Source organism: Pseudomonas sp. SST3 (assembly GCF_003325755.1).
The window spans coordinates 43,981-56,128 of the sequence record NZ_QORI02000023.1 but is presented as its reverse complement, the minus strand read 5'-3'; the positions used below and the strand labels follow the sequence as shown (position 1 = coordinate 56,128).

The 12,148-nt window shown below is 60.1% G+C and carries 12 protein-coding genes and 3 pseudogenes; 9 read left to right on the top strand and 6 right to left on the bottom strand.

All coding sequences use genetic code 11. The annotated features are described in order from the left end of the window. Positions 1–447 carry a DUF932 domain-containing protein gene (locus DQ405_RS19400; protein WP_342030431.1) on the top strand — a complete coding sequence of 149 codons (447 nt, stop codon included), beginning with the start codon at positions 1–3 and terminating at the stop codon, positions 445–447. Between the two features lie 136 nt (positions 448–583). Here the strand turns inward: DQ405_RS19400 and DQ405_RS19395 are convergent, their stop codons facing one another. Continuing rightward, complete coding sequence (locus DQ405_RS19395; protein ID WP_168425699.1) at positions 584–775, bottom strand: DUF7740 domain-containing protein; 192 nt, start codon at positions 773–775, stop codon at positions 584–586. A 233-nt stretch (positions 776–1,008) separates the two neighbouring features. Further along, positions 1,009–1,275 (bottom strand): hypothetical protein, encoded by a 267-nt coding sequence (locus DQ405_RS19390; protein ID WP_168425657.1) that lies wholly within the window; start codon positions 1,273–1,275, stop codon positions 1,009–1,011. A gap of 315 nt (positions 1,276–1,590) precedes the next feature. Here DQ405_RS19390 and DQ405_RS19385 point away from each other — a divergent pair. The 3 genes and pseudogenes from DQ405_RS19385 to radC form a co-directional block, all read left to right on the top strand. Then, positions 1,591–2,043: pseudogene (locus DQ405_RS19385) on the top strand (c-type cytochrome); the annotation flags it as partial. Then, positions 2,040–2,954, top strand: a complete 915-nt coding sequence (locus DQ405_RS19380; RefSeq protein ID WP_168425698.1) for a c-type cytochrome — start codon at positions 2,040–2,042, stop codon at positions 2,952–2,954. The pseudogene DQ405_RS19385 and the gene DQ405_RS19380, both read left to right, overlap by 4 nt. Positions 2,955–3,468: 514 nt before the next feature. After that, positions 3,469–3,978: a RadC family protein gene (gene radC / locus DQ405_RS19375; RefSeq protein ID WP_168425697.1), complete on the top strand. Its 510-nt coding sequence runs from the start codon at positions 3,469–3,471 to the stop codon at positions 3,976–3,978. 56 nt (positions 3,979–4,034) lie between these two features. Here radC and DQ405_RS19370 read toward each other — a convergent pair whose 3' ends face one another. Further along, complete coding sequence (locus DQ405_RS19370; RefSeq protein WP_168425696.1) at positions 4,035–4,844, bottom strand: hypothetical protein; 810 nt, start codon at positions 4,842–4,844, stop codon at positions 4,035–4,037. Positions 4,845–5,431: 587 nt separating this feature from the next. Between DQ405_RS19370 and DQ405_RS19365 the strand changes: the two are divergent. Beyond that, a pseudogene (locus DQ405_RS19365) lies at positions 5,432–6,303 on the top strand (DUF932 domain-containing protein). A 125-nt stretch (positions 6,304–6,428) separates the two neighbouring features. On the opposite strand, the gene DQ405_RS28655 reads toward DQ405_RS19365, so the two are convergent. From DQ405_RS28655 to DQ405_RS19355, 3 genes and pseudogenes are all read right to left on the bottom strand, one after another. Further along, positions 6,429–6,620 (bottom strand): DUF7740 domain-containing protein, encoded by a 192-nt coding sequence (locus DQ405_RS28655; RefSeq protein WP_446730896.1) that lies wholly within the window; start codon positions 6,618–6,620, stop codon positions 6,429–6,431. A 233-nt stretch (positions 6,621–6,853) separates the two neighbouring features. Further along, on the bottom strand, positions 6,854–7,120 hold the full coding sequence (locus DQ405_RS19360; RefSeq protein WP_168425695.1) for a hypothetical protein: 267 nt from the start codon (positions 7,118–7,120) through the stop codon (positions 6,854–6,856). 475 nt (positions 7,121–7,595) lie between these two features. After that, positions 7,596–8,430 (bottom strand): annotated as a pseudogene (locus tag DQ405_RS19355) (IS30 family transposase); the annotation flags it as partial. 130 nt (positions 8,431–8,560) lie between these two features. Between DQ405_RS19355 and DQ405_RS19350 the strand changes: the two are divergent. The 4 genes from DQ405_RS19350 (at position 8,561) to DQ405_RS19335 (ending at position 11,473) form a co-directional block, all read left to right on the top strand. Next, positions 8,561–8,839 (top strand): multiubiquitin domain-containing protein, encoded by a 279-nt coding sequence (locus DQ405_RS19350; protein ID WP_168425694.1) that lies wholly within the window; start codon positions 8,561–8,563, stop codon positions 8,837–8,839. After that, on the top strand, positions 8,814–10,025 hold the full coding sequence (locus DQ405_RS19345; RefSeq protein WP_168425693.1) for a ThiF family adenylyltransferase: 1,212 nt from the start codon (positions 8,814–8,816) through the stop codon (positions 10,023–10,025). Before DQ405_RS19350 ends, DQ405_RS19345 begins: the two co-directional genes overlap by 26 nt. After that, positions 10,022–10,489: a DUF6527 family protein gene (locus tag DQ405_RS19340; protein ID WP_168425692.1), complete on the top strand. Its 468-nt coding sequence runs from the start codon at positions 10,022–10,024 to the stop codon at positions 10,487–10,489. The genes DQ405_RS19345 and DQ405_RS19340 overlap by 4 nt, the downstream gene beginning before the upstream one ends. A gap of 672 nt (positions 10,490–11,161) precedes the next feature. Next, complete coding sequence (locus tag DQ405_RS19335) at positions 11,162–11,473, top strand: DUF736 domain-containing protein (RefSeq protein WP_168425691.1); 312 nt, start codon at positions 11,162–11,164, stop codon at positions 11,471–11,473. Positions 11,474–12,148 lie beyond the last annotated feature (675 nt).

The following is a 12,148-nucleotide window of genomic DNA, read 5'->3' as shown; positions in this document are numbered from 1 at the left end:
GTGCGCGTGCCACACAAGGGTGACGTGACCGCCCAGGTGATTGATGGCGCCTACGAGATGCTGCAGGTTTTGAGCAGGAGCAGGAGCAGGAGCAGGAGCAGGAGCAGGAGCAGGCGTCCGGCGAGGCCATGCGGGCCGTCACGCTGGATGGTGGCGCGGCCGAAGTGTTCGCCCGTGCCGCGCTGGTCCTCAAATATGACGACCCCGCCAAGCCGGCACCGATTACCGAATCGCAGGCGCTGGCCGCGCGTCGCCTCGACGACAACCGCGCCCCTGTGGAGCGTGTTCAACCGCACCCAGGAAAACCTCATTCGCGGCGGTTTGGTCGGGCGTGGCGGCAACGAGCGCCACCAGCGCACCCGCCCCGTGCAGGGCATCGACCAGGACCTGCGCCTGATTCGCGCCCTGTGGCTACTGGCCGATGGCCTGCGCCAGTTGAAAGCCTGACCACCACCCAAAGGGGGCCGTCAGGCAGTCGGCCCCTTCATTTCAATAGCAGTCATTATCTCAGCCGTGCGCGGCTGTTCTGACACGCACAGTTGTATCGAGACGTCGGATCAGCCGGCCGCTGTCGAAGCCGCTGTTAGTCCAGGTTTTGGGCGATGTGCTGAACGAGCTTCAAGGGCTCGCGGCTGTCCATGACGGTAAACATAAGGTCGCGTTTGCTGCGAGGGAGGCGCTGAGAGCAACGCTTGGCGGTGGCTTTTACTGCTGTATCTGTGCTGTGAAGCTTGGCCGCAAGCAGAAGTGCGATCGCCGCATCAATCAGGGTCACAAGCGTCTCGTTTGAGCTGGAGAAAAGGCGGGAGCATTTTACGGCAGTTATGTTTGCAATGAAATGAACTGGGCCTGTCCGAGTTTGGCGATAATCTGATGTATTCGAGGCGGCGCGTACCCACCACTTTGCCTTCTCCAACTTGCTTAGTACGATTGAAGAATGGCGTTTCGGCGTAGACAAGCCCAGCAAAAGGACAGAGCTGGGCCACCGCAAAGGGCGGCCCAGATCAATCAGGCGTGCGCCGAACTCGCCCCGAGTGCTTGGCGATACAACACGACCATCTCGTCGAGCAGCTCCTGGGCCGCATAGCCCAGCAGGCGCGCGCGCAGATCGAGGGTCTGAACGCCGTCATTGTCGAGCAGCTGACAGAGCAGTCCCCGGATCATTTCGGCACGCATCTCCGCTTCGGCCAAAGGCCCAGACGCCGATAGATCAGCCGAGCGATACCTGCGAGCATTGTTAGGAAAAGGTAGGAGGTTGGAACGTAGTTCACTCATGGCACACCTCGCAGCGCGAAATGGCCAGACAGCTTAAAGCCAATGAAAAGACCGGGCGGGGCGCGGGCGTAAAAAGGAGATAACGCATAATATTGGTGCTCCTTGGACAGTTAAGGAGCCGCCATCCAGCCTTCTCACGAGCGTAGGTGGCGGACCGTGCAAGGGTGAGAACCGGCGTCCAAGGGAACCGGCCAGGCCGAAGCCTGCCTCACACGGCCCGCCATAGCGTCGCTACAACACAGTGCAAACACTATCTGTGCGCTACGGCGCAACCGCGCCTTGGACATACACGTCGGGTTCTCACGCCCGGTCGCGTACATGCGTAAGCAGCTGGCTGATTTCGCGTCCGGTGCGCGCGATAATCCAATCATGCAGCCCATTGCCGCTGCCTTGACTCGCGAGGAAGTGGACGCTGTTACAACCATGCTGGCTAGCAAGCCTCAGCCGCAGGTCGAGCGAATCGACCGTACCGCGTTGGTCGAAGGACCTGGCGAGACACTTGCTCTGCGTGGCGCCTGGGATCGCAATATCCCCGAGTGTGTCGCCTGTCACGGCCCTAGCGGAACGGGTGTCGGCGACGCCTTTCCGCCGCTGGCCGGGCAGTCCGCGCAGTATCTGTCGTCGCAGCTGACTGCCTGGCGTCAGGGCACCCGCAAGAATGATCCCAACGACTTGATGGGCCACATCGCACGCAGCCTGACAGAGGACGAGATCAAGGCCGTCTCGGTGTATTTCGCAGGCCTGACCGACACAGGAGCAGCAAAATGAAGCCCCAGACAAGCGCACTATTGATTGCTTTTGCCTTCCCTGTGTTCGCGGACGAGATCGCGGTGGAAGATCAGTCTCAAATCCTCACCGGGGCCGGTGATCCCGCCAGCAGCCGGTACTTTCAGCCGCCCCAGGAAAGCGAACTGCCTGATAACGCCTACGGAAAATTGGTTCAGCAAGGACGCGCCATATTCGTCAATACCAAGAAGCACGCACCTGACTATGTTGGCAACGGCATGGCCTGTGCGAACTGCCACCTCGAACAAGGTCGAAAAGCCAACTCTGCACCGCTCTGGGCTGCTTACACCATGTACCCGGCGTACCGAAAGAAGAACGGCAAGGTGAACAGCTATGCCGAGCGCGTGCAGGGCTGCTTCCAGTTCAGCATGAACGGTAAGGCGCCCGAAACTGGCGGGCCGGTAATCGCCGCGCTCTCGGCCTACTCTTACTGGCTTGCAACCGGAGCACCTATTGGGCAGGAGCTGCCAGGCCGAGCCTATCCCGAAGTGCCGCAACCCGAAGGCGGTTATGACCTTGCAAAGGGCGAACAGGTTTACGCCGCGCAGTGCTCCGTCTGTCATGGACCGAACGGGGAAGGGCAGAAGTCAGGTGACGATTACGTGTTCCCACCACTTTGGGGCCCAGACTCGTTCAACTGGGGTGCAGGCATGCATCGGATAAACACGGCCGCGGCGTTCATCAAGGAGAACATGCCACTGGGTAAAGGCGGCACTTTGTCGGACGAAGACGCCTGGAACGTGGCGGCATTCATGAACAGCCACGAACGACCACAGGACCCGCGCCTGATTGATGGCTCGGTGGAAAAAACTCGCGATAAGTACCATGCCAATGCCGGGGTAAACCTTTACGGTAAAACCGTTAACGGCACGATGCTGGGTAAGGGGATCTAACCTGCGGCTAGCGGGATGGCAGCGTCGAGGCATGCTCTTGACAGATAAATCTGTCGGGACTGTTGGGTTCGGGTGGGCCCCGCCTTACCTGATATCCGCAACTGGCCTGGGAGCAGACGGAGGTTCAGTCTTCGCCGATGAGCCTCAGTCTTTTAATTTGTTTTTTTGGTCTGAAGTGGTGAGTTCCTATGTTCTCGATCAGAAGAGTGTCCCGGCGTGCCGCCGTCGGGCTCGCGGGCTTCGCCCCGCGTCTCGTGCCGAGTCGCGGCCATTTGGCTTTGATACCTGATGTCTCCGGCCTTGCGGGCCTGCGCGCTCCGCTTGCCGATCCGTGGCATGGGTGGAGTGGGGCGGTCTTGCTGTTCCCTTCACCGTATCACGGCGTTCTCGCCGTCAAGGGCTGCGCGTGCGTGCACGCTGGCGTCCCGGGGGCCGTCGTTGACCCCTGACAGCTGCGCTGCGCCGTGCTGGCGCCGGTTCCGGGCAATTCCGCCCGAGCAACCGGAGCACGACCATGTCGCAACTTTCCTTTTCCTCGTTCGATTCCTTCCTGCTGGTGCGTGACGCGCAGGGGCGCTACCTGCCGGCGTCTGTGGATCAGATTCTGAGCGTGGCGCGCCAGGCGATTGATCAGAAATATCAGCGCGGGGCGCTGTTCACCTCGCCGGAGCTGGTCAAGGACTACCTGCGCACCAAGCTGGTCGGTTTCGAGCACGAGGTGTTCGCGGCGCTGTTCCTCGACAGCCAGCACCGAATGCTTGAGTACGTGGAGTTATTCCGCGGCACGATCGACCAGGCTTCGGTGTATCCGCGCGAAGTGGTGAAGGAGGCACTGCGCGTCAACGCCGCGGCGGTGATCTTCTCGCACAACCATCCGAGCGGAAATCCAGAGCCAAGCCGGGCGGACAAAGTCCTGACTCAGCGCCTCAAGGAGGCCCTGGCGCTGGTGGAGGTGCGCACGCTGGATCACATCATCGTAGGCGGCGATGCAACCGTTTCATTCGCAGAGCAGGGATTGCTCTAGCCACAGGGGGCTTCGGCCCCCTTTTGCTGCGCCGCCAAATGCGGCCGGCTTGGAAATCATCTGTCGTCCTCGCGGAGGTGCTGGCGTAATCGTTTCACATAGGCGCTGTCCGCCAGCTCGTCCGGCCCCAGGTCCAACGCGCAGTTCGCCAATGATGCCAATGTCCCATCGGTGAGACGGAAGCCTTCGGGCAGTTGCCCACCGGTCTGTGCGCTGTTTTCCTTGATGGCGGCGAACAGTGCCTTGAAGAAGTCGGCCCGCGAAGACCGCGCCGCGACCGTCGCGGCTAGGGTAAGCGGATCGGTGGCCGCCAGAGTGGCACTTTCTGCGTCCGCGGCTACGGCGCGGACAAGCTGATCCAGCGAGGGCCAGTACTTCAGATCGAACTGGCCGCAGAGGGCGTCCAGGCGCTCCTTCACATAGGCATTGAACAGCGAGTGCTTCCCGGCCGCCGCCTCGATCACGTCGCAAACGTGATAGTGGGTGCGGCTGCTGAAACCGGAGGTGTCATGCAGTCGGGAGCGCTGCACCAGCAACTGCGCCAACTCGTCGGCCTTTCGCGCGATCTGGCGGTTGGTCTCGACGAGTTCGCCGCGCTGAGCGCGGGACTTGGCGATCCTTTCCAGGTTCCAAAAGGCTGCGGTACTTAGCAAAAGGCGCAGGAACACCCTGAGTGCCTGTGGATGCGAGTGCAGCTTCTCGTGCAGCTCGCCGTAGGCTGGTTTCAGCTCGAGACTGCGAGTGAGCAGGCGATCGATTACGGCGTTCTCGCTACGCAGAATGCCGCGCTCGGTGTTGTAGCGCTTTTCGTCGATCAGGATGTTTTCGCAGGCTTGCTGCGGGGTAGTGGTCTGCGCTGTAGGCATGTGTCATCCCTTATGGTGAAGTCGCTTCAGCCTATTTGACCCTGCTGGGAGTGTCGGTACCCCAGACCACATTGTTTGACTGCTCCTCAGGTACTTCCAGCTGTTTGGGCATCCCCGCCTATCGTCGGGCGCGCTGTCGTGCTGTGCATCGAGCCTCGCTGCACGAGTCTCGCCCCTTTGGGCTTCAATCGTTCCCTCGCTGTGCTCGGCTGATGCCTTCGGTCCGGCTGCACCAGGCCTGCGCGCTGCGCTTGCGTGGGGCCGGCGCCCATGCTGCGGCCATTGCCTGTCGATCCGCCTTTGCCTGACCTCATCACCTGGTCGCGACTGTAGCGCGCGGCCTCGGGCCATCAAGGCGCGCCGGGCCGTGTCCTCGGCTGCGCCTGCGGGCCGCACCACCCGGCGCTTGCCTCCTTGACGGCACCCGTCCGCGCGCTCCTGACCGTTGCGGGCGATGAACTCAGGAAAGACGGTGGCAACGAGGTCAGCCAGGTCTCTGCGCCGACCCCACCGGAAGAGCCGAAAGCGGGCTCCGAATCTAGGAATCCGGTGGGGTTTCACCTGCAAACCTTGTCAGGTGAATGACTATGCAACTTGCTTCCCGCTTCTCGTACCGCTCTCCGGTGCTGCGCTCGGCATGCCCTTGTCGGATGAGCAGATTCGCGCCGTGGCTCCTTCCATCTTTGCCGAGGCGCCGCACGAAAGCCGCTCCGAGCGCTACAGCTACTTTCCCACCGCGACCGTGCTGCAGGAGTTGCGCGGCGAGGCTTCGAGCCCTTCATGGTGTGCCAGACCCGAGTGCGCCGAGACGACCGGCGCGACTTCACCAAGCACATGATCCGCCTGCGCCACGTCAGCCAGATTGACGCTCGAGGCGAGGCCAACGAAAATCATCCTGCTGAACTCGCACGACGGCACCAGCAGCTACCAGATGTTGGCCGGGATGTTTCGCTTCGTCTGCCAGAATGGCCTGGTGTGTGGCGACGCCGTGGCGGACGTGCGCGTGCCACACAAGGGTGACGTGATCGCCCAGGTGATTGACGGCGCCTACGAGGTGCTGCAGGGTTTTGAGCAGGAGCAGGAGCAGGAGCAGGAGCAGGAGCAGGAGCAGGAGCAGGTGCAGGCGTCCGGCGAGGCCATGCGGGCCGTCACGCTGGATGGTGGCGAGGCCGAAGTGTTCGCCCGTGCCGCGCTGGTCCTCAAATATGACGACCCCGCCAAGCCGGCACCGATTACCGAATCGCAGGTGCTGGCCGCGCGTCGCCTCGACGACAACCGCGCCGACCTGTGGAGTGTGTTCAACCGCACCCAGGAAAGCCTCATTCGCGGCGGCCTGCTCGGGCGTGGCGGCAACGGGCACCGCCAGCGTACCCGCCCCGTGCAGGACATTGATCAGGATCAGCGCCTGAACCGAGCCCTGTGGCTGCTGGCCGATGGCCTGCGCCAGTTGAAAGCCTGAACCCACCCGGAGGGGCTTTCAGGTAGTCGGCCCCTTCACACCACCGCTTTGTTACCCAGCCGTGCGGTTGCATCGGGGAATGGAGCACCGCACCCGGCCCTCAGCAGGCGGCTTCGAAGCGGCAGCTAGTCCAGGTTTTGAGCGATGTGCTGGACGAGCTTCAGGGGCTCGCGGCTGTTCATGACGGTAAACATGAGGTCGCGTTTGCTGCGGGGGAGGTGCCGGGAGCAACGCCTGGCAGTGGCTTTAACTGCTATATCTGTACCGTGAAACTTGGCCGCAAGCAGGAGTGCGATCGTTGCATCAGTCAGGGTCACAAGCGTCTCGTTGAGCTGGAGATAAGGCGGCAGTATTTTACGGCAGTCATGTTTGCAGCAGAAAGAACTCGGCCTGTCCGAGCTTGGCGATAATCTGATGTGTTCGAGGCGGCGCGTACCGCCGCTTTGCCTTTCTCCAACTTGCTTAGCACGATTGTAAGAATGGCGTTTCGGCGTAGACAAGCCCAGCAAAAGGACAGAGCTGGGCCGCCGCAAAGGGCGGCCCAGATCAATCAGGCGTGCGCCGAACTCGCCCCGAGTGCTTGGCGATACAGCACGACCATTTCATCGAGCAGTTCCTGGGCTGCGTAGCTCAGCAGGCGGGCACGCAAATCGAGAGTCTGCACGCCGTCGTTGTCGAGCAGCTGACAGAGCAGTCCCCGGATCATCTCGGCACGCATCTCCGCCTCGGCCAAGGGCCTAGACTCCGATAGATCAGCCGAGCAAGGCGAACGGGGAGTGGAAGGAAAAGTCAGGAGATTGGAAGGCAGTTCAGTCATGGCAGACCTCGCAGTGCGAAGTGGCACGACAATCGGAAACAAACAAAACGACAGGGCGGGGCGCGGGCGTAAAAAGGAGGTAATGCATTCTGGTTGTGCTCCTTGGTTCGATTAAGGAGCCACCACCACCCGTTGTCACGCGGAATGGAGGTGGACCGCACGGGGGTGACAACCGGGAACCAAGGGAACCGGCCAGGCCGAAGCCTGCCCCGCACGGCCCACCATAGAAAAGCCATAGCCGACACCGAAGTGCTGACTAGCCGCTATGGCGCTACCGCGCTCCTAGTTCCCGGGTTGTCACGCCCGGCCGTGGATTTACCACGACGGGAACAGTCTAGCGCGGGGGATTGGTGGAGGGCAAACATACTGGGGCGTAGTAGGGAGGCGAGCTTATTGAAAGCTTGAAGAGTCGCTGGGAGGCAGCTCCCGACCGGCCCGTGCGGCCGACGACGAAAGGCAGAAAACGGCTGTGGTTTCAACCGGTCGACGCAACAGCTTGGTTAAACCGTTCGGCAGGCGTGGCATACCCCAGGGTTTTCCTGGGGCGCTCATTCAACTGCCGGGCGACCTCGTCGAGCTTGTCCTGCGAATAAAGCGAGAGATCAGTGCCCTTCGGGAAATACTGTCGTAGCAGCCCGTTGGTGTTTTCATTTGTCCCGCTGCCAAGGATTTTGAGGATCGCAAAAGTAGACCTGGATGTCCGTCGCCAGAGTGAGTCGTTTGTGAGCGGCCATTTCTTTGCCTCGATCCCAGGTCAGGGAGCGGTAGAGCTCCTGAGGCAGTCTCTGAGCGTTCTCGATTAGCGCATCCACTACTGTCTGGGTGTCTTTTCCAGCCACTTTTACCAGCATCACGTAGCGGCTGTGGCGCTCTACCAGCGTGGCAATCTGACTGTTTTTGCTGCCACACAACAGGTCACCTTCCCAGTGACCTGGCACTGCGCGATCTTCAACGCTGGCTGGTCGCTCGCTGATGGAAAGAGTGTCGTTGATGCGGCCGTGGTTGTTGGTTTTCTGGGTGTGATGGAGCGACCGGCGCATGGCACGGCTGCGGCGCAGATGCTCCAGTAGTTCCTTTTTCAATGCGCCACGGGCCTGAATGAAGAGGCTGCGGTAGATGGTCTCATGTGACACCTGATTGGCCGCGTCCGGGTATGTGCGCTTCAACCATCCAGCGATCTGCTCGGGCGACCACTGGAGCTGAAGCTTCCCCCCAATAAGCTGCGCCAACTCCGGGAACTGGGCAAGCTTGCATAGCTTCGGGCGATGAGCCCTATCCCATGCCGCCTGATCGGCCTGGTTGGCTCGATAACCCTACCGCTGGCACCGTCTAGCTATGGATGCATTTTGACTAGGACTTGAAAAGCATTTCCATGCCTCCATATCCCGATGATGGCAATATGCCATGATTCTAACGGCCACAGCCAACAGGAGAGCAAGAATGCCTCAAGACCATCAGGAAAACCCAGGCAACGGCAACGATCAGCAGCCGAAGGCCAAACACATCATTGTCAATGCGCGTCCCAAAGAGTTTGAGGGCGACCGTATCAGCTACGCGCAGGTCGTACAGCTCGCGTTACCGGGGGAGGTCAGTGCAGATATCGTTTACACAGTCACCTATGTCGGCCCGCACTTGCCCGATGGCACGCTCGTAGAAGGTCAGGATGTCGAAGTCTTCAACGGAACGAAGTTCGATGTCGCCAAAACCAATCGCTCCTAATCCCTCCATTGCTCGGTTGATCGAGGAAGGGTTCGAGATCGAGATTAAGCACCAGCATTTGCTGGTGCATTCGATCCCATACCTCAACCAGGCCGGCGAATTAACCCTTGGTACCCTTACCTGCCCCTATACTGAAATGGGCGAGCAAGATACCAGGCCTAATGATCACACCTTCTGGCTTCGTGGTGAGCATCCGCATATGGCTAGCGGCCAGCCGATGCACCATGTCGTAAATCACTCTAACCAGCAGACGCTGTTCGATCAGTTTGTCGGGCACCACTACTTGTCGAACAAGGCCGACGACCAGCCCCCGGGTAACTTCTACGATAAGGTCACGCATTACCACACCTTATTCGTCAGTCAGGCTCGAGTGAAATTCCCGAACGCTGACGGGCGAACAAATGTCGTACATGCCCAGCGTGATGAAAACTCGGTGTTTAAATACCCGGACACGGCTTCGTCTAGAGCGGGGATCACCGCGATTACACAGCGTCTGGAAGTCACAAAGGTGGCCATTGTCGGGGTGGGCGGGACGGGTGGTTACATCCTCGACCTGATCGCTAAAACGCCCGTGCGTGAAATTCACCTTTTCGACCAGGATGATTTCGAGGCTCATAACGCATTCCGTGCCCCGGGCGCGGCATCGTTTGACGAGCTGCGGGCCAAAATGAAGAAGGTTGAATACTTCAAAGAGGCCTACGATCCGATGCGCTGGGGAATCGTGCCTCACCCCTATCACCTGGATAAAAGCAACCTTCACGAGCTCGATGGCTTCGACTTCGTGTTCATCGCTGTTGATCGGGGATCAGCCCGTAGGGCTCTCACGGACTACCTCTGCCAGGTGAATGTGCCATTCATTGACGTGGGAATGGGCATCACGCGGATCGAGGATGAGGTTGGTGCCCCTTCGCTGCTTGGTAAGTGCCGCGTCACGCTGGCTACAGCGGACAAGCATGATCATCTAGGCCGCTCGCTGGACTTTCAGGATGACGACCAAGAGGCTCTGTACAGGAGCAACATCCAAGTAGCGGATATGAATGCGATCAACGCAGCGATTGCTGTGCTGCGCTGGAAGCAACACATGAGCTTCTATCTCGACCAAGAGCTCGCGCATAGCCTGAATTTCACCATCAACCTCCAGTCTCTTGCTCGTAGCGAGCGTGGAGCACCAGTGGAGAACGCATGAAAAGCCAGACCATTACCCCTGTCTTCGTCGAGTTCATCCCCGAGAAGGTCGAGGCTGGAAAGCTGTATATCAGCGAGCAGTATGAAACTGCCATCCACGCATGCTGCTGTGGATGCGGTGAGGAAGTGGTGACTCCGTTGCGCCCTGATCGATGGCGACTGATCAAGAGGGGGCATTTGGTATCCCTGAGTCCATCAATCGGTAACTGGGACTATGCGTGTCAGTCGCACTACTTCATCCGCGATAACCAGATCGTCTGGGCCGGCCAGATGAGTCGGCAGCAGATTGCCAGGGTTCAACTGCGCGATAATGCGGCGACGAAGCTTTATATCGCCCAGAAGAACGCTCAGCGTGATCAAGAGACTCAGGCTGCATCGAAGCAACCCCGGGCACCAGAATCGAGTCTGTGGGGCGCCCTGGTGGCAATTTGGGCGCTTATCAGATCGTTCTTTCGACGTGGCTAGCGGTTGGTATTCCGGTAGCCTCTGGTAGGCCTCTCATATGCCTACCGGTAACTAAATTTTCTGGAGCGTTTTCTAGTAGGTTCCTGCCCTTAATTAAAGGCCGCTTTTGAGCCGATAGCAGGCGAAGAGGACGCCGGTTGGCAAAGGTTGGGGCTACGCCCCGACTTGCTGTCACAGGTGGTTATCGAGCGTACCGAATTCGGCGCTGGCGGCTAGTTGCTTCAGGTTTCGAGGGATGGCTCACAAACATGCCGCACGACCTCGCTGTTGCGTCTCAGGCCACGCACCAAGCCAGCCGCTGCAGGCTGCGGCAAGGCGTTCTCGCTTGTCGTTGAGGTTTCAGCTCTACCACGTCAGGGCGTAGGCCGGTGAAGCCGTCACGCGGAATACCGAGTCGGCCCCGACTCCTTCCGGGAAGCTCGCCCCGTTGCGTCCTTGGCTTGTCGTGAATCCTGGCGGTGGCACGGCTGCGCCTCGGGCGTTGGGCTGCAACCGTCCGGCGCAAACAATTTCCCCTCCGCTGCGCGGTTCCTCGCCCACAAATTCTGTGCGCCTTCCGGTCCTTCGCGTTGTTGCGGCCGCTGCGCGGTGCGGCCAGCCCGTCCTTCGCCTGCCGGATCACAACAAGGACGCGATGGGCGCGACCTTGGTTACCCGAAAGGAAAAATCACCATGGCCAACATCGGCACCTTCACCGCACAGAACGACGGCTTCACCGGCACCGTTCGCACCCTGACGCTCAACGTCAAGGTCAAGTTTGTCCCCAACGATAGGAGCCGCGAGAACGCCCCCGACTACCGCATCCAGACAGCCGGTGGCTACGACATCGGCGCGGCCTGGAAGAAAGTCAGCCAGGCCGAGCGGCCCTACCTCTCCGTGACCCTCGACGATCCTTCGTTCTCGGCGACAATCTACGCCCGACTGATCGAGGAGGAGAACGGTACGCACGATCTGATCTGGTCGCGCAGCAAGCCGACGGCCTGACGGCTACCTTGTCGCCCCGCCCGTTGTGGCGGGGCGCTGTTGCGGAACTACAACCTGGTAACGGCGAGCCAACGTTCTGTTGGTGCTATCCGCATCGCTTCAATGGAAACGAGCGCGCTCGCAGCAAAACCTGGTACCGCCATGATTAACTAGATAAGTAAAGCCCGGCGGCCGGTTCGATGGTTGTTGGGGCAGAGGCATCCGGTCGCGGACGAGCCGAACCACGCATTCGTGCTTTTACGGAGATCAGTATTGGCGGATTCGGTCAGAAATGCGGAAGCGCTTCTGTGTCATTACGGACTTACGCGATGCCGATTTCGCCCATTGGCTCCATTACGGTTTTGCCGATATGCGTGTTTGTGCGTTTGAGGCAATGCTGGAATCCGCATAGGCACGTTGGCGATCCGGGCAAAAGCACATCTCTGCCTAAGTGCCTTTGCGTAAAGCTCGCCGTAAGCGGCCAGACCTGCTCGGTCTCAATCGTCTTTTCACCATCTGTGGACGCGAGTCTGACCAATCGGGTCATGGTTCTACCATTAAAGACGGCAGGATGGGCTCGGTGCTGCGCGACTGAGCGGCGGTGCTGCCGCAGTTGGATGAACCGCGCAACGCTTCGGAGCCAATCGGTCTTGACGCTTTCGCCTGGCCTACCAGCCAAGGATGCTGTGCCGAGAG

What these genes read in the sequence shown, in the direction of transcription:
- DQ405_RS19350 (WP_168425694.1), top strand. Translation starts at nt 8,561, where the DNA reads ATGCCTCAAGACCATCAGGAAAACCCAGGCAACGGCAACGATCAGCAG.
- DQ405_RS19335 (WP_168425691.1), top strand. Translation starts at nt 11,162, where the DNA reads ATGGCCAACATCGGCACCTTCACCGCACAGAACGACGGCTTCACCGGC.
- DQ405_RS19370 (WP_168425696.1), bottom strand. Translation starts at nt 4,844, where the DNA reads ATGCCTACAGCGCAGACCACTACCCCGCAGCAAGCCTGCGAAAACATC.
- DQ405_RS19360 (WP_168425695.1), bottom strand. Translation starts at nt 7,120, where the DNA reads ATGACTGAACTGCCTTCCAATCTCCTGACTTTTCCTTCCACTCCCCGT.
- DQ405_RS19340 (WP_168425692.1), top strand. Translation starts at nt 10,022, where the DNA reads ATGAAAAGCCAGACCATTACCCCTGTCTTCGTCGAGTTCATCCCCGAG.
- DQ405_RS19390 (WP_168425657.1), bottom strand. Translation starts at nt 1,275, where the DNA reads ATGAGTGAACTACGTTCCAACCTCCTACCTTTTCCTAACAATGCTCGC.
- DQ405_RS19380 (WP_168425698.1), top strand. Translation starts at nt 2,040, where the DNA reads ATGAAGCCCCAGACAAGCGCACTATTGATTGCTTTTGCCTTCCCTGTG.
- radC (WP_168425697.1), top strand. Translation starts at nt 3,469, where the DNA reads ATGTCGCAACTTTCCTTTTCCTCGTTCGATTCCTTCCTGCTGGTGCGT.
- DQ405_RS19345 (WP_168425693.1), top strand. Translation starts at nt 8,814, where the DNA reads ATGTCGCCAAAACCAATCGCTCCTAATCCCTCCATTGCTCGGTTGATC.